The organism is Muricoccus vinaceus (assembly GCF_042433125.1).
Lineage (GTDB): Bacteria > Pseudomonadota > Alphaproteobacteria > Acetobacterales > Acetobacteraceae > Roseomonas > Roseomonas vinacea.
In genome coordinates this window covers 200,559-220,398 of sequence record NZ_JBHLVZ010000005.1, presented here as the reverse complement: position 1 = coordinate 220,398, position 19,840 = coordinate 200,559, and the positions used below count along the sequence as shown (strand labels likewise).

Genomic DNA, 19,840 nt, shown 5'->3' with positions numbered 1-19,840 from the left:
TCTTAGCGGAAGTTGATCGGCGGGGCCTCGTCCTCGCCCATGTCGGGCATCGGCACCTCGATGCGGACGGTGCTGGGGTCCACGCCGGTGCCCTTGTCGATCCAGTAGGTGACGCTTTCCGGCCACAGGATCACCACGCCCACCAGCACCACCTGCAGCAGCAGCCAGGGGATCGCGCCCCAGTAGATGTCGCGCGAGAGCACCGACTTCGGCGCGATGCCGCGCAGGTAGAACAGGGCGAAGCCGAAGGGCGGGTGCATGAAGCTGGTCTGGAGGTTGATGCAGAGCAGCACGCCGAACCACACCAGGTCGATGCCGAGCTTGGCGGCGACCGGCGCCAGCAGCGGCACGATGATGAAGGCGATCTCGAAGAAGTCGAGGAAGAAGGCCAGGAAGAAGACGAAAACGTTGACGAAGATCAGGAAGCCGACCTGCCCGCCCGGCACGCCCGACATCATGTGCTCCAGCCACAGCCCGCCATCCACCCCCTGGAACACCAGCGAGAACACGGTGGCGCCGAGCAGGATGAAGATCACCATGGCGGTGATGCGCATGGTGTTGCCCATGGCCTCGCGCAGCAGCGCCCAGGTGTAGCGGCCGTTGGCGATGGCCAGGACCACCGCGCCGACCGCGCCCATGGCGCCGGCTTCCGTCGGCGTCGCGAGCCCCATGAAGATGGTGCCGAGCACGAGGAAGATCAGCACGATGGAGGGCACCATGCCCTTGGCCACGCGCCAGATCAGCGGCCAGCCGCGGGTGCCCAGCGCCTCGTCCGGCAGGGGCGGGACCTTGTGGGGCGCGAAGATGGAGACGCCCATGATGAACAGGATGAACAGCACGATCTGCAGGATCGAGGGGCCGATCGCGCCCGCGTACATGTCGCCCACCGAGCGCCCGAGCTGGTCGCCCAGCACGATCAGCACGAGGGACGGCGGGATGAGCTGCGTGATCGTGCCGGACGCCGCGATGACGCCCGTCGCGATGCGCATGTCGTAGCCGTACTTGATCATGATCGGCAGGGAGATCATGCCCATGGCGATCACCGAGGCCGCGACCGTGCCGGTGATGGCGCCCAGCACGGCGCCCACGAGGATCACCGCGTAGGCCAGCCCGCCCGGGATCTTGCCGAAGAGCTGCCCCGTGCCTTCCAGCAGGTCCTCGGCCAGCCCGCAGCGCTCCAGGATGGCGCCCATGAGGGTGAAGAAGGGGATGGAGAGCAGCAGGTCGTTGGACAGCGTGCCGAAGACGCGCAGCGGCAGGTTGCCCAGATAGGCGGTGGTGAAGAAGCCGAGCTCGATGGAGATGAAGCCGAAGAACAGCCCCACCGCGGCCAGGGAGAAGGCCACGGGGAAGCCGATGAGAAGGAACACCACCAGGCCGCCGAACATCAGCGGCGGCATATAGTCCGCGTTCATGGGTAGGATCGTCCGGTCAGGGTCTGGTGGGTCACTGGAGCGGCCGCTCGTAATCGACCACGGCCTCGCTGGCGGGCTTGAGGCCACGCAGCAGCGCGATGCGCTTGATCAGCTCCGACAGGCCCTGGAGGGCGATCAGCGCGAAGCCCAGCGGCAGGATCAGCTTCACCGGCCAGCGGATCAGGCCGCCCGCGTTCTGGCTGCCTTCCCCCCGCTGCCAGCTGTCCAGGAAGAACGGCCAGGTCATCCAAGCCAGCAGGACCATGGCGGGCATGAGGAAGACGATGATGCCCAGGATGTCCACCCAGAGGCGGGCGCGCTGGCCGAGGTTGCCGTAGACGATGTCCACCCGGACGTGCTCGTTGCGGAACAGGGTGTAGGAAGCCCCCAGCATCACCATGCCGGCGAAGAGGTACCACTGCACCTCCAGCCAGGCATTGGATGAGTAGGAGATGCCGTAGCGCACCGTGGCGTTGCCGGCGCTGATCGCGCAGGCCAGCAACGTCATCCAGTCCGCCGCGCGGCCGAACATCGCGTTCACGCTGTCCACGACCCGGCTGAAGGCGAGCAGGGGCTTCATCGTCACTCGTATCCCTCGGATTGTCCGGCCGCCCGGCCTCAGCGGCGGGGCTGGCCCACCGCCGGAGCCTGCTGCTCCTGCGCCTGCATCAGGTAGACGAAGCTGTCATAGGAGTTCTCGGCCACGCGGAACCACTGGAGCTGGGTGTCGCGGAACGCCTTGAAGTGGTCGTACACCTTCTTGAAGCGCGGATTGGTGGCCGCGGTCTCGTCGTAAAGCTCGAAGGTCGCGCGGTAGCAGGCCTGCATCACCTCGCGCGGGAAGGCGCGGAGCTGGGTGCCGTTGGCGAGCAGGCGGCGCAGCGCGGGCGGGTTCTGGGCGTCGTACTTGGCGATCGTCTCGATCGTGGCGTCGCGGCAGGCGCTGTTCAGCGCATCCTTGTAGAGGGCGGGAAGCTCGTCGTACTTGGCCTTGTTGATGTGGAGCGACAGGTTCAGCCCGCCTTCCCACCAGCCCGGGTAATAGTAGTAGGGCGCGACGCGGTTGAAGCCGAGCTTCTCGTCGTCATAGGGCCCGATCCACTCGGCGGCGTCGATCGTTCCGCGCTCGAGCGAGGCGTAGATGTCGCCGCCCGCGATCTGCTGCGGCACCGAGCCGAGCTTCTGGATGACGTTGCCGGCGAAGCCGCCGATGCGGAACTTCAGCCCCTTCAGGTCATCGACGGTGCGGATTTCCTTGCGGAACCAGCCGCCCATCTGCGCGCCGGTGTTGCCGGCCTGCAGGGAGACGATGTTGTAGCCCTCGAAGAACTCGCGCATCACCTCGTGCCCGCCGCCGGCGTTCAGCCAGGCGTTGAGCTGGCGGAAGTTCATGCCGAAGGGCACGGTGCCATCAAAAGCGAAGGTCGGGTCCTTGCCGACGAAGTAATAGGATGCGGTGTGGGCGCACTCGATGGTGCCCTGCTGCACGGCGTCCACCGTGCCGAAGGCGGGAACGATCTCGCCCGCGGCGAAGGCGCGGATCTGGAACTTGCCGTCGGTCAGCGCGGCGACGCGCTTGGCCACGTGCTCACCGGCGCCATAGATCGTATCCAGGCTCTTCGGGAACGAAGATGCCATGCGCCACCGGAGTTCGGGGGCGGTCTGGGCGATGGCGGGGGCCGCGAGCGTGGTGGCCGCGGCGGCGGCCAGGGGCGCCCCCGCGACGAAACGGCGTCGGTTCATCGGATTATTCGTCTCCCTCTGGGCCCGTCGCGTGCGGGCGTTCCCATCGCCCCTTAAACGTCCCCAGGGCCGCTGCCTAGCGGCGATGCGGCGTTGGGATATTGCAACGGATCAATGTGGCTTCGTCTTTCGCACCCGGCTCATGCGGCGATGATCATTATTTGTGCATCGGAATGATGTTCACCTTTTCTTTACGCCACGCCGGGAAAGCTGTGCGGGCCGGAAGACCCGGCACCCCGCCCGGCCCAGGAAAAGGCTCCCGCCCATGCCAGCACACAACCCCGCCCCGGCGTCCCGCCAGCCCGCCTCGCTGCCGCCCATCCAGTCGGCGGCGTTGATGCAGGGCCCGTCCGGGGTCTCCCTGCACCTGCTGGGCGACGGCGGCGCGATCACCCAGGTTCCGCTCACCCTTGCCGCCCTGCGGGAGATCGCGGCCCTGGCCGGCGCGGCGCTGCCGCGGGGCGATGCCCAGGCGCAGCAGTGGCCCGGCGGCGGCCAGGACGCCTTTCCGGGCTGAAGGCCGGGCGCCGCGCTCAGCCCAGAAGCGCCGCCACCTTCTCCGCCAGCTCGGACTGGCGGTAGGGCTTGTGGAGCACGGGGATGTCGGAGGCCAAGGTCGCCAGTTCCGCGTAGCCGGTGACCAGCAGGATCGGCAGCCCCGGCCGGATCGCCCGCGCGCGGGCCGACAGCTCGGCGCCGTTCATCCGCGGCATGGCGAAATCGGCCACCATCAGCCGCAGGCCGGGATCGGTTTCCAGCAGCCGCAGCGCCGTGGCGCCATCGGCCGCCTCCACCGTCTCGTGGCCAAGATCGGCCAGGAAGCCGGCCGTGACCTCGCGCACGGTGCTGTCGTCGTCCACCACCAGGATCCGCGCGGGGATGCGGGCGCGGGCGGTGTCGCCCTCCTCGGGAGACTCGTGTTCCGGCTCGGCCTCGCCCGCCGGAAGGTAAAGGCTGATCCGCGTGCCCTCGCCGGGCGCGCTGTCGATGGTCAGCCCACCGCCGGACTGGCGCACCAGCCCGTAAACCATGGGCAGGCCCAGGCCCGTGCCCTTGCCGACCTCCTTGGTGGTGAAGAAGGGCTCGAGCACGCGGGCCAGAACCTCGGGGGCCATGCCGCTGCCGGTGTCTTCCACCGCGATCCGCACGTAGTCGCCGGCGGCCAGATCGGGGATTTCATCCGCGCGCACCGCGGCGTTCGCGGTGGACAGGGTGATGGTTCCTCCGGCGGACATGGCATCGCGCGCGTTGATGCAGAGGTTGATCAGCGCCAGCTCCAGCTGGTCGGGATCCACGCGGGCCGTGCCGGGATCGGCCGCCAGCGCCCGCCGCAGCTCCAGCGTGCCGCCCGCCGGAGCGCCCAGCGTGCGGGCCAGCAGGTCCCCCATCCCGAGGATCAGCCGGTTCACCGACACGGTCCGCGGCGCCAGATCGTTCTGGCGGGAAAAGGAAAGCAGGCGCCGCGTGAGGGCGGAGCCGCGCTCGGCCGCCATGGTGGCGTTGCGCATCAGCCGGAGCAGGCCGGGCTCGTCCCCCACCCGCTTTCCCGCCAGTTGCAGGCTGCCGAGGATGGCGGTCAGCAGGTTGTTGAAGTCATGGGCCACGCCGCCCGCCATGGTGCCCAGCGCCTGCATCTTGTCGGCCTGGCGCAGCCTGGCCTCCATGCGGTGAGCTTCCGTCACGTCGCGCTCGACCGTGACCAGAAGGCCGCCTCCCAGCGACGCGCGGGTGACCTGGAGCCAGCGCGGGGCACCGCCCGGCCCCGCGGGGGACTGGGTCAGCCCGGATTGCGCACCCCCGGCCAGGACGGCGCGCTCGGCCTCGGCGAGCCGCTCGGCCTCGGCCGGCGACAGGAACTCCTCCTCGCGCCGGTCGAGGCAGGCCGCGACCGTGGCGCCGAGGGCCGCGGCCTTGGCGGCGTTCAGGCGAAGGAAGCGTCCCTGGCCATCCTTGAAGGAAAGCTGCTCGGGCAGGTTCTCCAGCAGGCCGCGCATCAGGGCGCGCTCGGTCTCCAGGGCGCGGCGCAGGTCGTAGCGGTCGCGGGCGGAGCCGACCATGGCCAGCAGCGCGGCCGGTTCCCAGGGCTTGGCGGAATAGCCGGCGATCCGGCCCCGGTTCAGCGCCCCCACCACGGCGTCCAGCTCGGCATAGCCGGTCAGCAGCAGGGCCTCGGCGTCCGAATGGGCGCGGGCGCGTTCCAGGAAGACGTCGCCGGTCAGGCCGGGCATGCGCTGGTCGGACAGGATGACGGCCGGGCGCAGGCCCTCCGCCAGCCGTTGCAGCGCGTCCTCGGGGCGCGTGGTGGCGACGACCTCGAACTGCTCCTCCAGGAGGTCCGTCAGCGCGGTCAGGATCTCGGCCTCGTCGTCCACCACCAGCACCGTGGGGCGGACGCGGCGGTCCGGGCGGCCCGCCGAGCCGTCGGCAACCTCGCCCACAACATGGCCCGGGGCACCGTCCGGTCCGCGCACCAGGTCCTCGCCGCCGCGCGGCTCGTTGGTGCTGCCCTCATGACCCGCGCGGTCGCTCGCCACTCCGTCGTTCAAGGGGCGCGCTCCAGCGGCACGCGGATGGTGAAGCGGGCCCCGCCGCCGCCGCCGGCCCAGCAGGCGCCGTCCGCGGCGATGCTGCCGCCATGGGCCTGCACCACGGCATAGGCGATGGAAAGGCCCAGCCCGGTGCCGGAGCCGACGGGCTTGGTGGTGAAGAAGGGCTCGAAGATCCGGGCGCGGATGGCCTCGGGCACGCCCGGGCCGGTGTCGCTGACCTCGATCACATAGTCCTCGCCATCCTGCCGGGTGGCGACGCGGATGCGCCCTACCCCCTCAATCGCGTCGGCCGCGTTGCCCACCACGTTCATCACCACCTGGTTCAGCAGCGCGGGGGAGCAGCGCAGGATGCGCGGCGCGGCCAGGTCGCGCTCCACCACGATGCGGTCGGACAGCTTATGGGTCAGCAGCACCAGAACGGTGCCGATCGCCTCCGGCACGTCCACCTCCTGCGCACCGGCTTCCTCGAGGCGGGAGAACTTGCGGAGGTTCTGCACGAGATCCTGGATGCGGCGCAGCCCCATGGCCATCGAGTCGGCGCGCGCCGTGGCCTTTTCCAGGGCGCGTGCCGACTCGGCGTCGCCGGTGACGCGCGGCGCCACCTGGGCCAGCAGGCGCGACACCGTGCCCTGGTGGGCCAGGATAAAGGCCAGCGGGTTGTTGATCTCGTGCGCGATGCCCGCCACCAGCTCTCCCAGCGATGCCATCTTGGCAGCCTGCACCAGCTTGCCCTGGGTGTCGCGGAGCGCGTGGTTGGTCGATTCCAGCTCGGCGTTGGCGCGGGCGAGGGCGCCCGAGAGGGCGGCGCGGGCCTCGGCCGAGGCGGCCTCGGCGCGGGCGCGCTCCACCTCGCGCAGGCGCTGGCGCATGGCGTCCTCGATGCGCCGGTTCTCCTCGCGCAGCAGCTTGCGGCGCACCAGGGCGCGCACCCGCAGGCGGATGGCCTCGGCCCCTGCCTCGGCGGGCAGCACGTCGTCGGCCCCCGCCTCGAAGGCCGCGACGGGCGCGGCGCGGGCGCCGTCCAGCGCCACGATGCGAAACCCCGCGCCTTCCTGGCGCAGCGCATCCAGCCGGCGCAGCAGGTCGAGCGCTTCCGGCCCCTTGCCCGCCAGGTTCACCAGCACGCCGTCCCAAGGGTCGCCCGCGCGGGCGGCGGCGGCGTCCGCTTCCCCGCTGCCCACGGTTTCCACGCTGTCGCCATCGGCGGCCAGCAGCCCGGCGAGCCAGAGCCGGTGGGTCTGGCCGTCATCGACCAGCAGCAGGCGCGCGCGGCGGAACCCCGCGCCGGGGGAATCGGCCCCACCCTCGCCCTCGCCGGCGCCGCGGCGCAGGAGGGCGCGCAGGCGGAGCAGGATCAGCTCCCGCCCGGCGGATTTCGGGGCATAGGCATCCGCGCCGCTTTCCAGCCCCTGGCGCTCCAGGTCGCCGCCGTGGGCGCCGCCCTCCGCGTCGGTGAGCATCAGCACGGGCAGGGCGCGGGCGCGGACGTTGAGGCGTATGCGGCGCACCAGCTCGTCCCCGTTGATGCCGGGCAGGTGGTAGTCGGCGATCACCAGGGCGGGCAGGGGGCCGTTCAGGGCCTCCAGCGCCCCTTCGGCGGTGCCGGCGCGGGTGACGGCGAATCCCTCCCCTTCCAGCATCCGGCGGAGCTGGAGGGCCTGGGTCTCGGAATCCTCGACGAGCAGGATGCGCGGGGCCTCGCCCGCGTCCTGCCAAGCCGTCCCGGCGCTCACCGTCCGTCCGTTGCTCCCACTGCTCCCCCGGCCACCCTGAGGAGGCGTGGGCCGATGCGGTCAAGCGGCAGCGCGGCCGAAACCCCGCCTAGACGCGCCGCCGCCGCGGGCATGCCATACACCACCGCCGTCGTCTCGTCCTCGGCCAGGGTGGTTCCGCCGCCGCGATGGATGGCGAGCAGCCCGCGCGCCCCGTCCTCGCCCATGCCCGTGAGGAGGACCCCCATGGCCCGGGCCCCGAGCACCTGGGCCATGCTGCCGAACAGCACGTCGGCCGCGGGCCGCTGGCCGCCGGCCGGCGGGTCGGCGCTCACCCGCATCAGCCCGCCGGTGGTCAGCGACAGGTGGCGGTCCCCCGGGGCGACATGGACATGGCCGGGCCGCGGGCGCTCGCCGTCGGCGGCGATGGCCACACGGGGCGCGACCAGGCCATCGAGCCAGGCGGCGAAGCCCTCCATGAAGGGCGCTCCCATGTGCTGCACCAGCAGCACCGGGACGGGAAAGTCGGCGGGCAGGGCGCCGAGCACGCGGGCGAGGGCCGGCGGGCCGCCGGTGGAGGCGGCGATCCCGACCATGAGCGGGCGGAGGGGCGGGGTGCCGCCGGCCGCGCGGCGCGCGGGCGGGGCGGCGATGCCCGCGCGCTGCCGGATCACCGGCACCTGGCTCATGATGAAAAGCTGGGTGCAGATGGCCTCCGCCGCGGCCTCCCATCCTTCGCGGCCAGGGCCGAGGGGCTTCTCCACCACGGTCAGCGCCCCGGCGCGCAGCGCGTTCATGGAGATGTGGAGGCCGCGTTCCTCCACCGCATCGGCGATCACCACGATGGGGGTGGGGCGCTCGGCCATGATGCGGCGCGTCGCCTCCAGCCCGTCCAGCCCGGGCAGGCGGATGTCCATGGAGATCACATCGGGCCTCACCCGCCCCAGCTCCGCCAGCCCCTCCTCCGCCGAGGCGACGGCGGCGGCCAGCTCCAGCCTGGGATCGCGCGAAACGATGTGGGAGAGCAGCCGGCGCACCACCGTGCTGTCCTCGACGATCATCACGCGCACGGGTCCGGTGGTGGTGGTGCCAGTCAGGGCAGGGGCCTCGGCCGCCGGGTGGGGGCGCATCGGTTCGGCATCAGATCAGCTGGGCGATGGCGGCCAGCAGGGCCTGCTGGTCGAAGCCCTGCTTGGTCAGGTAGGCGTTGGCGCCCAGCTCCATGCCGCGCTGCACGTCTCCGGGGCTGTCGCGCGACGTCATGAGGATCACCGGCAATCCCGAGAGGGCCGCGTCCGCCCTGATCGCCTCCAGCAGGCCAAACCCATCCATGACCGGCATTTCCACATCCGCGAGGACCAGGTCAACCGCCGCGCCGGGACCGCGCAGGGAGTTGAGCGCGTCCGCCCCGTCCACGGCCAGCTGCACGCGGTAGCCGCCGGCCTCCAGGATGCTGCGCTCCAGCGTGCGGGTGGTGATGCTGTCGTCCACCACCAGCACGGTGCTGCGCGAGGCGGCCGGCGCCGGAAGCGGGGCCGGGCGGCCGGCGGCGGCGGCCCGCAGCCCGCGGTCCAGCAACCCGTCCGGCCGCAGCACCAGCGCCACCGCGTCGCCCTCCAGCAGGGCGGCTCCGGAGATGAGCGCGGTGTCCAGGCCGGGCGCGTCCACCTCCGTCACCACCAGGCTGCGGGCGTCCAGCAGGGCGGACACGGTGAGGACCAGGCGGCTGGCGCCGCGCGCGACCAGCACGGCGGGCACCGGACCAGGGCCGGCGCCTGCGCTGAGACCAGGAACGTGCCCCGCGCCCGGCGGGTCCTCCGGCCGGCCGAGCAGGGTGGCGAGGGGAAGCACGGGCACCAGGGCTTCGCCGCCCGCGAGCGGCAGGCGCGCGGCCGGGCGCCCCCCGGCGGTCGCCATCGCCCCGGCATCCAGGCGGAGCAGGGGGCCGACGGTGACGAGGGCCGTGCTGCCCGGCAGCGCCAGCACCTGGCCGCCCGCCTCCACCAGCAGCAAGGGGCGGCGGCCGGTGGAGGGGGGAAGTGCGATCACCACCTCGGCGCCTGGCCCCGTGGCGCGGGGGCGCAGCGCCGCGGCGCCGTGCAGGGCCATGGCCGCTTCCGCCACCACGGAAAGCCCCATGCCGCGGCCGGAAAGCTCGTCAACGGCGGGCGCGGTGGAGAAGCCCGGCTCGAACACCAGGGCCAGGAGCGCCTCGGCGGAAGGCGGCGCGGCGCCGGGGGCGCGGGCGGGCAGCAGGTTCCGGCGGATCGCCGTCGCCTCGATGGCCGCGAGGTCCGGGCCGGGGCCGTTGTCCCAGACGGTGACGGTCAGCCCCCCTTCGGCCGCGGCGACGCGGAGGCCGATCTCGGTCCGGGCGACGCCATGCGGGGTTTCGCGCGGGGCGCCGTGGCCGATCGCGTTGCGCAGAAGGTGGAGCACCGGGTCCTTCAGGGCCTGCAGCACGCGGCGCTCGGCCTGGGTTTCCAGCCCCTCGGTGCGGACCGTGATCTCCCGCCCGGCCTCGCGCGCCATCTCGCGCGCGGCGGCGGCGAGCGGGCCAAGCACGCCGGCGGCGGGCACGAGGGCGATGGCCTCCACCTCGTCGCCCAGGGCGGTGGCGGCGCGGGCAATGGCGTCGCCGTCGTTCCGCGCCGCGCGGGAAAGGCCGGCGGCGCGGCGGGCGGCCTCGCCCAGCGCCGCCTCGAAGCCGCGCAGGCGCGGGGCCAGGGCGGAACCGGCGGCGGAATCCGCGGCGGCGGGAAGGGCGGCGCGCAGCCCGTCCCAGCTGCGGCGAAGCGCGCGCAGCTCGGCCTCAAGGGCGCGGAGCGCGGCGGTGGTGTCCTGGCGGCCCAGCAAGGCCCTCAGCCGGGCGGTGGCGGCGGAAAGGCGCTCGACGCGGGCGCCTTCCACGCGGAGGTGGCTTTCGGGCGGGAGCGCCTCGGCGGCCAGTGGGGTAGCCGGTGGGGTAGCCGGTGGGGTGGCCGGTGGGGTGGCCGGAGGAGCGGCCTCGGGCGGGAGGGACGGCGGCGGTGCCGTGCCGGGCGGAGGCGCGGAGGGGCTGGCCACCGGCGCGCCGTCCAGCGCGGCCAGCACCGCCTCCAGCGGCGGCAGGGGCGCGCCCGCCTCCATGGCGGCCGCCTGGGCCTCGATGGCGTCCAGGCCGCGGTGCAGCAGGGCCACGAAGGGAGCGGGCAGGCGGGCATCGGCCCCGCCCGCGTCTTCTCCGGCCTGGGCCAGCAGGGTTTCCAGCCGGTGGGCCACGGCCTCCAGCCCCGCGAGGTCCACGGCGCGGGCGGCGCCCTTGAGGGAATGGGCGCGGCGGAAGACGTCGCGGAGGGTGGCGGGGCCGAGCGTCGCGCTCCCCTCCGCGTCCTCGGCCGCGAGGGCGGCGCGGATGGCGGCGAGGTGCTCGCGGTGCTCGGCGGCGAAGGCCGCCAGCAGCTCCGCCCTGAAATCGGACATGCCCGGGGCGCCTCGGTGCGGCCCTAGATCCGGTAGCGGTCGGCGAGCTGGACCAGGCCCCGGCTGAGCCCCGCCATGTCCGCGGCCGCCTGGTCCAGCTGGCGCGTGCCGACGGCGGTCTGCTCGCTGGCCTGGCGGATGTTGGTCAGCGCGCCCATCACCTGCTCGATGCCGAGCTGCTGCTGGTTGGTGCTGGCGACGATCTGCTGGAAGGTCTGCACCGCCTCCTGAACGCTGGCGGTGATCTCGCGGATGGTGTCCTGGCTGCTGGCCGTGCGCTCGCGCCCGGTGGCGGCGCGCTTCACCGCCTCCTCCGTCAGCATCACGGAGGCGTTGATGCCGCGCTGGATGTCGCCGAGATTGGCGCGCACCTGCGCCGTCGCCTCCTTGGCCTGGTCGGCCAGCGACTTCAGCTCGGCGGCGACCACCGAGAAGGAGCGGCCGGCCTCCCCGGCGGCGGCGGCCTCGATCGCCGCGTTCAGCGCCAGCAGGTGGCTGCGCTCGGAGATGTCGTTCACCGTGGCGGTGATCTCGCCGATGGCCTGGGTCTTCTCGCTCAGCGCCACGATGTTGCCGGCCACGCGCTCGGCCTGCTCGCGGATCTTGTCCATGGCGGCCACCGTCTCGGCGGCGGCGCGCAGGCCCTCGTCGCTGGAGCGGACGGTGGCCTGGGCGGCGGCGATCACCTCCTGCGCGCGCTGGCCGATGCGGGCGCCGGAATGGGTGATCTCGTCCACCGTGGCGGCGGTTTCCTGCACGGCGGCGAGCTGCTCCTCCACGCTCGCGGCCTGCTGCTGGGTGCTGGCGCGGATCTCGGCCGTCGCGGCATCCAGCTGGTGCGTCGCGTCGCGGCTCTGCCGCGCAAGGTCGCGCAGGCCTTCCACCATCCGGTTCAGCGTGGTGCCGAGGCGGCCGAACTCGTCCTGCCCTTCCCGCGCGGGGGCGCCCGCCAGCTCGCCCCGGCCGATGCGCTGGACGAACTCCATCATGTCCTCCAGCGGGCGGGCGATGGCGCGGCGCACCAGCGCGGAGACGAGGATGGCCACGAGCACGGCCGCCCCCATGCCCATCAGGATCAGCGTGCGCGCCTTCTCGGCGATGCTGTCCACCCGCGCCTGCCCGACGGCGGAAAGGTGCTCCATCGCGGTCTCGACGCGCGCCACCACATCGTCCAGGTCCAGCGCGGCGGCGGCGACCCCGGGCTCGGCCTCCATGACGGCGGGCAGGTCGTCGGCCTGCACCGAACGCAGCTTGGCGTCCACGCGCTCGCGGTAGCGGGCGAGGGAACCGCTGGCCTCGTTCAGGCCCGCCACCACCTGCCGCCACCCCGCCTGCCGGTCCGGGGCGACGGCCTGGGCGGCAAAGCCCTGGGCCGCGGCCAGGGCGGCGTTCAGGCGGGTGGCCATGCCGGCGGAGGAGCGCTGCCATTCGGGGATGGGCACGGGGCCGTTGTTCGGGCCGGGCGCCGCGTGCCGCCCGAGAAAGGAGATCATGATGCGCGCGCGCGTGTCGCGCATGTCGGTCTGGGCGTCGCGGATGCGGGCCACCTGCCGCGTGACGGAGACATCGCGGCTGGAGACGCTCTGGCTGGCGTTGCGCACCGTCTCGAACTGGTCGAGCGACCAGAGCCCGAGGGCGATGGTCAGCAGCGTCAGCGTCACGAAACCCAGCAGGGCGCGGTTGGTGATGGACACGCGGGTTCAGGCTCCGGCTGGGGATGCGGCATGGGACCGCAGGAGTTCATCGAGGTCGAGCACCGCCAGGATCGGGGCACCGGCTTCCGCGGCCGGCATGGTGGCGCGAAAGGCGACGGCACCCCCGGGGGGCGCATCCTGGGGCAAGGGAAGGGGCGAGACGGCGGAAAGCGCGCGATCGACGCGAAGGGCCAGCCGCCGCGCGCCGGGGCGGGGGCGCAGCAGCACGTCGTGGCCGCCCTGCCGTGCCCCCTCCCACCCGGGCGGGAGGCCGAGCAGCGGCGCCAGGTCCAGCAGGGCGTGCAGCCGCCCGGCGCGGGCGCGCAGGCCCAGAACCTCGGGCGGGCTTCCGGGCAAAGCGCAGGGCGGCTCGGCCGGCAGCACCTCCGCCACGCGGTCCAGCGGCAGGCCATAAAGCTCGGCGCCGAGCGCCACCAGCAGAACCGGCGGCAGGACCGGGGGCGCCGCGCCGGCCGCGGAATGGCCGCCGCGCCGTGCGAGGAGGCGGGTGCGCTCCTCCATCAGGCGCGCGGTGCGGGCGGGGTCGAGCTGCCCGAGAAGGCCGGGGTCGGGAAGGAACCGCAAGGCCATCAGCCCGGGTCCTCGGCCAGGTGGCGCCGGGTGAGGGCGAGCAGGGTTTCCGCCGTCATCCCGTCCCCTTCCTCCAGCGGCGTTTCCCCGGACAGGGCGCCGGCAAGCCGGCCGGCATTGGCGATGCTGCGCCGGGCCGCCCCCGCCGCCCCGCGGTCAAGCAGCAGCAGGCCGAGATGGTAGTGCGCCGCGACGAAGGCGCTGTCGAGATAGAGCGCCCGGCGCAGCGCGGCCTCGGCGGCCGCAGGGTCGCCCAGGGCGCGGGCGACCAGCCCGTCCAGGTGGTGCAGGGCGGCGGTGGTGGGATGCTCGCGCAGCGCCTCGCGCAGGGTCGCGCGGGCGGATTCCAGCGCGCCCGAATCCGCCTCGGCCCGCGCGCGGTCCAGGGCCGCGGCGGCGGGCCGCTTCGCCAAGGCCGTGACGCCGGCGGATGGGCCGGGCAAGGCTGCCGGCGGAGGCGCCACGAGCGGAGGCGGACCCGGCGCCCAGGTACGTGCCGGCGCGGGCCGGGGCGTGGGCCAGGACGCGGGCCGGGGCACGGGCATCGCCGCGGCGGGCGTCGGCAAAGGCGGCGCCTGCGGCCGGGCGCCCGGCGGCGTTGCCGCGAGGGGGCGCCAGGCAATGGTGCCGGGCAGGGACACCGGGCGGAGAAAGCCGCTGAAGGCGGGGTCGGGCTCCGAATGGCCCAGCAGCATCCAGCCCTGCTGCGCCAGCCGCCCGCCGAGCGCGCGCACGATGGCGGAAACCTGCGCGCGGGCCAGGTAGATCAGGACGTTGCGGCACAGGATAAGGTCGAATCCGGCCATGCCCGCCGGCAGGCTGTTGGTCAGCAGGTCCAGCAGGTTGCCCCGCTCGAAGCGGGCGGTGGTTCGGTGTTCCGGGCGGAGCTGCCACGAGCGGCCGCCCTCGGCCGGCAGGAAGTCGCGGTCGCGGTCGGCGGCGGTCATGCCGCGCAGCGCCCAGGGGCTGAAGCAGGCGGCGCGGGCGGTGGCCAGGGCCCTCTCGTTGATGTCGGTGCCGAGGATGCTGATGCGCCAGTTGCGGTGCGCCTCGCCCAGCAGGCGGCGGAGCAGGATCGCGACCGAATAGGCCTCCGCCCCCGAGGAGCAGCCGGCGGACCAGATCCGCAGCCGGCGCTCCGCCGCGCGGTGTGCGATCAGCGCGGGCAGGATGGTGTCGCGCAGGGCATCGAACTGGGCGGCGTCACGGAAGAAGAAGGTTTCCCCGATCGTCACCTCGGCCTCGAGCGCGTTCCATTCGGCCTCGTCCCGCTCCAGCAGCGAAAGATAGTTGGCGGCGTCGCCCGCGCCGCTGGCCAGGATGCGGCGGCGCAGGCGCTCCCACAGGGCGGCGTCCTTTTCCTCGTAATAGGCGTGGCCGGTGCGGGCGATGACCAGCCGCTTCAGCGCGGGAAAGGCCGCATCCGCGGGGCCTCTCATGCGGCGGGGCTCATGGGGCGGGCGTGGCGGCCCAGCGGGCGGTCCGCAGCCTCGCCTGCCGGGCCAGGTCGTCCAGCGTCGCGGCTTCCTCGGCGAGAAGAAGGCGGGTGGGGTCCAGCAGGTGGACGGCGTCATCACCCACCTCAAGCACGCCGGTGTTGAGGCCGTTGAGCGAGCGGCCGGGCTCCACCGGGCGGATCGGCTGGCCCGGCGGCAGCACATCCGCCGCGCGGTCCACCAGCAGGGCGCGGTTGCCGTGAAGCAGGACAAGGTGGCGGTAGGGGTGCGGCTCGCCCGGCGGCAGACCCAGCAGGCGGGCCAGGTCCACCACCGGCACGGCCGTGCCGCCAAGGTTCAGGAAGCCCGCGAGCGGCGCCGGCAGGCCGGGCGGGGCATCGAGGTGCGGCAGGGGCAGGAGGGCGCGAACGGCCGCCTGCGGCAGGGCGCAGGCCACCCCGCCCACGGCGATGACCACGAGCGGGCCGGAGGAAAGCTCGTCCCCCGTGGCGGGCAAGCCGGCGTCCGCGCTCTCAGCGGCGGCCGCGGCCACGGCCATAGCTGCGGGGGGTGGCCTGCTGCGCGGCCTCGGGGAGGGGCTCGGCGCCCGCCGGGCGGCCGGCATCGAAGCCGAGGAAGCCGATCTCGGGCCGGGGCGATCCGCCGTCCCCGGCGAAGAGCCGCGCCCGCAGGGCGACGGGGGCGGCGGCGCCGGCCCCGCGGCGCGGCGGCTCGCTGAGCGGGCCGGAGGGGCGGGCGGGCGCGTCCTCCCCGGTCTCCGGCACCGCGGCGCTGGAGAGGGGCGCCTCGCGCCCGGCGCGGCCACGGCGCGTGGCGGCGGGCGGCGGCGCGGGCTCGGTGGGCGCGAAGGTCGGGCCGCTGCCGGCGCTGCCGCGGGCGGACAGCAGATAAAAGACGATCTCGTTCCGCCCCTGGTCCACGGCGGCGTCCACCGGGGTGAGGCCGAGCTGGTTGCGGCTGTTCAGGTCCGCGCCGCGCGCCATGGCCTCGCGAGCGGCGGGGAGGTCGCCGCGGGTGATGGCATCGAACAGCGCGGCGTTGGGCGAAAGGCTGGCGCTGGGCGTTTCGGCGGGGATGGGCTCGGGCGCGCGCCGCCCGGCCAGGCCCGGAAGGGCGGGCGGCGGCGGGCGGACGGCGGGCGCGCCCGCGGGGGCCGGCGCGCTGCGCCCGATCCCCTGCGCCAGGGCCGGGCCCGCGAGGGTGGCCAGCACCGGCCCGGCCAGGAGCATGGCCAGGAGGGGAGCCGGAAGGGAGGAGGATGAGGGGCGGCGCATGGCCCCTTGCCTATAGCGGCAGAGAGCGGCCGCGGCCACTCCCGCCGCCCCCCGGGTCAGGCACAGCCCTGGCCGCGATAGGTGAAGGAAGCCACCCGGCCTTCGTGCAGGGCGAAGGTCACGTCGCACTGCACGGGGACATAGGTGTTGCCCAGGGAAGCGAAGCCGCCGCCGTAGAAGCCGCGGCCATAGGGCCCGTAGAAGGGGCCGCCCGCGAAGCCGCCGGGCAGGGCCACGGTGCGCTGCTCCTCATAGGCCACGAACTTCTGCCCGCCCGTCTCGTAGCTGCGCGTGGGCACGCCGAGCGCCTGCACCAGCTCCAGCTCCGAGCGGCCGACATAGCTGGACAGGCGATCGCTGAGGCTGGGCCCCGTGGCGCAGCCGGCGAGGCCGAGGAGCGAAAGGGCGAGGGCGGGGAGGAGGGCGCGGCGCATGCCCGAAATCTGGTGCGCCGGCCCGGTCGGCGTAAGGCCCTGGCCCCCGCGAATGTTCATGGTTCGGCCCAGCGGCGCAGCAGCGCGGCGCGCGACTTGGCCAGCAGGTCGAAGGCGCGCGACTTGCCCTCGCGGGCGAAAAGGTCGCGCCGGGCGGTGTCCAGGTCGAACAGGATTTCCCGCGCCGCGGGGTCGCGCACCAGGCTCTGCGCCCAGGTGGCGGCCACCAGGCGCTCGCCGGAGGTGACGGGGGCGACGCGGTGCAGGGTGCCGGCGGGGTAGGCCACCGCCTCCCCCGCCGCGAGCCGCACCGCCATCTCCCCCGCCGTGGTCTCGATCACCAGCTCGCCGCCCTCGTAGCCGTCGGGGTCGGACAGGAACAGGGTGACGGCGATGTCGGCCCGCAGCGGCGCCTCGCCGCGCGGGTCCGAGGGGGCGCCGCCGCCCATCACGGCGTCGTCCACATGGGTGCCGTAGGTGCGGCCCGGCGTGGTGCGGGACAGCAGCGGGGCGCGCAGGCGGCGGGGCAGCACGGCGGCCCGGAACACCTCGTTCGCCTCCAGCGCCGCCAGGGCGATGTCCCCGGCCTCCCGCGCGAAGGGGTCGAGCGGGTCGGCCTGCTCGTTGTTCTTCACGGTGCGCGCGTGCCAGCCGGCCGTCGCGGCACCGTCGCCGAACGCGGAGCGGCTCAGCAGGGCGCGCAGCTTGCCGAGGCTGTCCGGGGACAGCACATTGGGAATGCAGACGATCATCATTCGCAGCCTGCCAGGAGGATTTGTTCATGGGGAGTGGCCCAGTGCGGTCTGGTGCCGTGCGTTTCGGCCCGTTGCGGCTCTGGGTCGGCGTGGGGGCCTTCGCCCTGGCGGGTGCTCCGGTGCCCCCGGTCCTGGCCCAGCCGGCCGGCGGGGCCGCCCCCGTGGCGCAGGAGGGGCAGGCCGCCCCGGCCATCGCGCCGGAGGCCATCCCCGACTCCGAGCCGCCGGCGGATGTGCCGGTGATGTTCCAGGGGCAGGCGCCCGAGGCGCCGGCCGCCGCCCCCGCTGCCCCGCCGGCGCCGCAGCCTGCGCCCGTCGCAGCAGCGCCCGAGATCCCGCCCGAAATCCCATCCAGCGCGGTGCCCGCGCCGCAGCCGCCGCCGGGCGACCTGCCCGTGGTGTTCCCCGGTGCCGCGCCGGGTGCCCCTGCCGCTGCCCCGGCACCCGCCCCGGCCCCTGTCCCGCCGGTGGTGGTCGCACCGGCGGCGCCCGCCGCCGTCGCGCCCGCCACGCCCCCGGCACCAGCCAGCGCCGTGCCCGTGGCACCGGCCATTCCCGCGCCGGCAGCCGCTCCCGCCACGCCGCCCGCCCATGCCCACGGCACCCCCGCGGCTTCCGAGGGCGGTGAGGGAGGCGAAGGCGGCGAGGGCGGGATCACCTTCGGCGCCACGCCCGATGTCGCCTATGCCGGGCGGCTGATGCTCGTGCGCGGGCACCTGGCCGTGGGGATGGAACTGGCCCGCGCCGGTGCCTGGGATGACGCGGTGTTCCACTTCCTCCACCCGCGCGAGGAGATCTACGACGACCTCCGCCCCGACCTGCTGCGCCGGCGGGCGCCGGGCTTCGCGGCGGCGCTGGAAACCCTGTCCAACCGCGCGAGGGCCAAGCGGGGCGGCGCGGGCATGGAGGCGGCCTATCGCGACGCCATCGCCCGGGTGGACCGGGCCTGGGTCGCCGGCCTGCCCGCCCGCGTGCGGAACGCGCCCGGCTTCGTGGCCGAGGTGGCCGCCCGCACCATGCGCTCCGCCGCCGCCGAGTACGAGGCGGCGATCGAGGACGGGCGACTGGCCAATGTGGTGGAATACCAGGACGGACGCGGCTTCCTGCTGGAAGCGGAGGCGCTGCTGAACCGCAACGCCGCCGCGCTCCGCGCCGGCCCCCAGGGCGCGCGCGACTGGGCGGAGCTGCAATCGGCCCTGGCCGACCTGCGCCCGGTATGGCCCACGGCGCGGCCCCCCGCGGCCCCGGTGATGGGCGTGACGGAGCTGATCGCCGCCGTGGGCCGCTTCGAGCACGCGGCCCTGCGCTGGCGGTGAGGACGCGCCTTCTCGACGGGCTGCTGGCGGGGGCGCTCGCGCTGCTCTCGGCCGCGAGCCTCCTCGCGCTGGCCCCGCCCGCCGGTTCGGCCGATGCGGGTTCGGCGGCGGAGGTCGCGGCCCTGCGCGCGGCCTATCGCCGCCCGGCCGAGATGCCGCCACCCCCGTCCGACAACCCCACCACGGCGGCGCGCGCGCAGCTCGGCCGGCGGCTGTTCTTCGACCCGTCGCTCTCCTCCACCGGCACCATGTCCTGCTCGAGCTGCCACCAGCCGGCGCATGGGTTCAGCGACGGCCTGCCGCTGGCACGCGGCGCCGGAGGCAAGGCGCTGGCGCGGCGCTCGCCCACCATCTGGAACCTGGCCTGGGCGCCCTTCCTGTTCTGGGACGGGCGGGCGGAGGGGCTGGAGGCGCAGGCCGCCGCCCCCATCGAGGCGCATGAGGAGATGGGCCAGCCGCTGGGCACGCTGGTGGAGCGCATGGCCGGCGACCCCGGCTGGCGCTCGGCCTTCGCCGCCGCCTTCCCCGGCGCGTCCCCGGCCGTGAGCAAGGACAACCTGGTGCGCGCGCTCGCCGCCTGGGAGCGCACGCTGGTTTCCCCCCGCACCCGCTTCGACGCCTGGGTGGACGGCGACAACGCCGCGCTGAGCCCGGCGGAGCGGCGCGGGCTGTCGCTGTTCCACGGCCCCGCCGGCTGCGCCAACTGCCACGAGGGCTGGGCCTTCACCGACCACGCCTTCTACGACATCGGCCTGCCGGACCGGCCGGGCGTCGCGCCGGATCTCGGGCGCGGGCCGGTGCTCGGGCTGGCCCGCGCCGACCGCGCCTTCAAGACGCCCACCCTGCGCGAGGCGATGCGGCGCGCGCCCTTCATGCACGACGGTTCCATCCCGACCATCGAGGCGGTGATCGAGCACTATGCCGCGGGGGTCGCCGACCGCCCGACCCTGCCGCCGGAACTGCCGCGGCGTCTTTCGCTGGACCCGGCGCAGCGGGCGGACCTGATCGCCTTCCTCAACACCCTGACCAGCGCGCCCGACGCCGCCCTGCCGGAAATGGCGACGCCGCCCGTCGCGCCCGCCCCGCCGCCGGGCCTCACCCCCGTGGCGCGGGCGCGGGTGTCGCAGAAGAACCGCCAGTTCGCCCCGCTGCGCGTGGCGCTGACGCCCGGCGGCACGCTGGAGATCGTGAACGACGACACCACCGCGCACAACATCCGCATCGATTCCCCCGAGCTTCAGCGCAACAGCGGCATCCAGGACCCCGGGCAGACCGTGACCTGGCGCATTCCAACCGCCGGGCGATACGTCGCCTTCTGCGGCATCCACCCGCGCATGCGCCTGGAGGTGACGGTGGCGGCGCCCTAGCCCCGGTCCGGGGGCTGGCGCGCGTGCGCCAGGGGGCGAAAGATGCGCGCTTCGTTTCCAGCGCAAAGGAC

The 19,840-nt window shown here is 74.5% G+C and carries 17 protein-coding genes; 3 read left to right on the top strand and 14 right to left on the bottom strand.

All coding sequences use genetic code 11. From position 1 onward, the window contains the following. Positions 1-2 precede the first annotated feature (2 nt). From ACFFIC_RS07550 to ACFFIC_RS07540, 3 genes are read right to left on the bottom strand one after another with little or no spacing between them, the layout of a single operon-like run. Positions 3-1,415 (bottom strand): TRAP transporter large permease, encoded by a 1,413-nt coding sequence (locus ACFFIC_RS07550; protein WP_377049558.1) that lies wholly within the window; start codon positions 1,413-1,415, stop codon positions 3-5. Positions 1,416-1,446: 31 nt separating this feature from the next. Then, on the bottom strand, positions 1,447-1,995 hold the full coding sequence (locus tag ACFFIC_RS07545) for a TRAP transporter small permease subunit (protein ID WP_377049557.1): 549 nt from the start codon (positions 1,993-1,995) through the stop codon (positions 1,447-1,449). 38 nt (positions 1,996-2,033) lie between these two features. Further along, positions 2,034-3,158 (bottom strand): TRAP transporter substrate-binding protein, encoded by a 1,125-nt coding sequence (locus ACFFIC_RS07540; RefSeq protein WP_377049556.1) that lies wholly within the window; start codon positions 3,156-3,158, stop codon positions 2,034-2,036. 265 nt (positions 3,159-3,423) lie between these two features. Between ACFFIC_RS07540 and ACFFIC_RS07535 the strand changes: the two genes are divergently transcribed. Further along, complete coding sequence (locus tag ACFFIC_RS07535; protein WP_377049555.1) at positions 3,424-3,675, top strand: hypothetical protein; 252 nt, start codon at positions 3,424-3,426, stop codon at positions 3,673-3,675. 16 nt (positions 3,676-3,691) lie between these two features. On the opposite strand, the gene ACFFIC_RS07530 is transcribed toward ACFFIC_RS07535, so the two are convergent. From ACFFIC_RS07530 to ACFFIC_RS07480, 11 genes are read right to left on the bottom strand one after another with little or no spacing between them, the layout of a single operon-like run. Next, on the bottom strand, positions 3,692-5,704 hold the full coding sequence (locus ACFFIC_RS07530) for a response regulator (RefSeq protein ID WP_377049554.1): 2,013 nt from the start codon (positions 5,702-5,704) through the stop codon (positions 3,692-3,694). Then, positions 5,701-7,440 (bottom strand): ATP-binding protein, encoded by a 1,740-nt coding sequence (locus tag ACFFIC_RS07525; RefSeq protein WP_377049553.1) that lies wholly within the window; start codon positions 7,438-7,440, stop codon positions 5,701-5,703. Before ACFFIC_RS07525 ends, ACFFIC_RS07530 begins: the two co-directional genes overlap by 4 nt. Next, positions 7,437-8,549, bottom strand: coding sequence for a chemotaxis-specific protein-glutamate methyltransferase CheB (cheB, locus tag ACFFIC_RS07520; protein WP_377049552.1), 1,113 nt, complete (start codon positions 8,547-8,549; stop codon positions 7,437-7,439). Before cheB ends, ACFFIC_RS07525 begins: the two co-directional genes overlap by 4 nt. Before the next feature lie 10 nt (positions 8,550-8,559). After that, a complete protein-coding gene (locus ACFFIC_RS07515; protein ID WP_377049551.1) occupies positions 8,560-10,881 on the bottom strand; it encodes an ATP-binding response regulator in 2,322 nt (773 codons plus the stop codon). A 23-nt stretch (positions 10,882-10,904) separates the two neighbouring features. Next, entirely contained in the window at positions 10,905-12,575 is a 1,671-nt protein-coding gene (locus tag ACFFIC_RS07510; RefSeq protein WP_377049550.1) for a methyl-accepting chemotaxis protein, read from the bottom strand. A gap of 6 nt (positions 12,576-12,581) precedes the next feature. Further along, positions 12,582-13,166, bottom strand: coding sequence for a chemotaxis protein CheW (locus ACFFIC_RS07505; protein ID WP_377049549.1), 585 nt, complete (start codon positions 13,164-13,166; stop codon positions 12,582-12,584). Then, positions 13,166-14,605: a CheR family methyltransferase gene (locus ACFFIC_RS07500; protein WP_377049548.1), complete on the bottom strand. Its 1,440-nt coding sequence runs from the start codon at positions 14,603-14,605 to the stop codon at positions 13,166-13,168. Before ACFFIC_RS07500 ends, ACFFIC_RS07505 begins: the two co-directional genes overlap by 1 nt. 10 nt (positions 14,606-14,615) lie before the next feature. After that, complete coding sequence (locus tag ACFFIC_RS07495; protein ID WP_377049547.1) at positions 14,616-15,119, bottom strand: chemotaxis protein CheW; 504 nt, start codon at positions 15,117-15,119, stop codon at positions 14,616-14,618. 16 nt (positions 15,120-15,135) lie between these two features. Next, positions 15,136-15,897, bottom strand: coding sequence for a hypothetical protein (locus tag ACFFIC_RS07490; RefSeq protein ID WP_377049546.1), 762 nt, complete (start codon positions 15,895-15,897; stop codon positions 15,136-15,138). Positions 15,898-15,953: 56 nt separating this feature from the next. Then, positions 15,954-16,331 carry a hypothetical protein gene (locus tag ACFFIC_RS07485; RefSeq protein WP_377049545.1) on the bottom strand — a complete coding sequence of 126 codons (378 nt, stop codon included), beginning with the start codon at positions 16,329-16,331 and terminating at the stop codon, positions 15,954-15,956. A gap of 56 nt (positions 16,332-16,387) precedes the next feature. Beyond that, a complete protein-coding gene (locus ACFFIC_RS07480) occupies positions 16,388-17,086 on the bottom strand; it encodes a Fe2+-dependent dioxygenase (protein ID WP_377049544.1) in 699 nt (232 codons plus the stop codon). Between the two features lie 26 nt (positions 17,087-17,112). On the opposite strand from ACFFIC_RS07480, the gene ACFFIC_RS07475 reads away from it, so the two are divergent. Both ACFFIC_RS07475 and ACFFIC_RS07470 read left to right on the top strand, forming a co-directional pair. Then, complete coding sequence (locus ACFFIC_RS07475) at positions 17,113-18,402, top strand: hypothetical protein (protein WP_377049543.1); 1,290 nt, start codon at positions 17,113-17,115, stop codon at positions 18,400-18,402. After that, positions 18,399-19,769 carry a cytochrome c peroxidase gene (locus ACFFIC_RS07470; RefSeq protein ID WP_377049542.1) on the top strand — a complete coding sequence of 457 codons (1,371 nt, stop codon included), beginning with the start codon at positions 18,399-18,401 and terminating at the stop codon, positions 19,767-19,769. The genes ACFFIC_RS07475 and ACFFIC_RS07470 overlap by 4 nt, the downstream gene beginning before the upstream one ends. The last annotated feature ends 71 nt before the right edge of the window (positions 19,770-19,840 follow it).

Excerpts from the sequence above, each read along its gene's own strand:
- ACFFIC_RS07550 (WP_377049558.1), bottom strand. The coding sequence starts at position 1,415 with ATGAACGCGGACTATATGCCGCCGCTGATGTTCGGCGGCCTGGTGGTG.
- ACFFIC_RS07545 (WP_377049557.1), bottom strand. The coding sequence starts at position 1,995 with ATGAAGCCCCTGCTCGCCTTCAGCCGGGTCGTGGACAGCGTGAACGCG.
- ACFFIC_RS07540 (WP_377049556.1), bottom strand. The coding sequence starts at position 3,158 with ATGAACCGACGCCGTTTCGTCGCGGGGGCGCCCCTGGCCGCCGCCGCG.
- ACFFIC_RS07535 (WP_377049555.1), top strand. The coding sequence starts at position 3,424 with ATGCCAGCACACAACCCCGCCCCGGCGTCCCGCCAGCCCGCCTCGCTG.
- cheB (WP_377049552.1), bottom strand. The coding sequence starts at position 8,549 with ATGCGCCCCCACCCGGCGGCCGAGGCCCCTGCCCTGACTGGCACCACC.
- ACFFIC_RS07515 (WP_377049551.1), bottom strand. The coding sequence starts at position 10,881 with ATGTCCGATTTCAGGGCGGAGCTGCTGGCGGCCTTCGCCGCCGAGCAC.
- ACFFIC_RS07505 (WP_377049549.1), bottom strand. The coding sequence starts at position 13,166 with ATGGCCTTGCGGTTCCTTCCCGACCCCGGCCTTCTCGGGCAGCTCGAC.
- ACFFIC_RS07500 (WP_377049548.1), bottom strand. The coding sequence starts at position 14,605 with ATGAGAGGCCCCGCGGATGCGGCCTTTCCCGCGCTGAAGCGGCTGGTC.
- ACFFIC_RS07490 (WP_377049546.1), bottom strand. The coding sequence starts at position 15,897 with ATGCGCCGCCCCTCATCCTCCTCCCTTCCGGCTCCCCTCCTGGCCATG.
- ACFFIC_RS07485 (WP_377049545.1), bottom strand. The coding sequence starts at position 16,331 with ATGCGCCGCGCCCTCCTCCCCGCCCTCGCCCTTTCGCTCCTCGGCCTC.
- ACFFIC_RS07480 (WP_377049544.1), bottom strand. The coding sequence starts at position 17,086 with ATGATGATCGTCTGCATTCCCAATGTGCTGTCCCCGGACAGCCTCGGC.
- ACFFIC_RS07475 (WP_377049543.1), top strand. The coding sequence starts at position 17,113 with ATGGGGAGTGGCCCAGTGCGGTCTGGTGCCGTGCGTTTCGGCCCGTTG.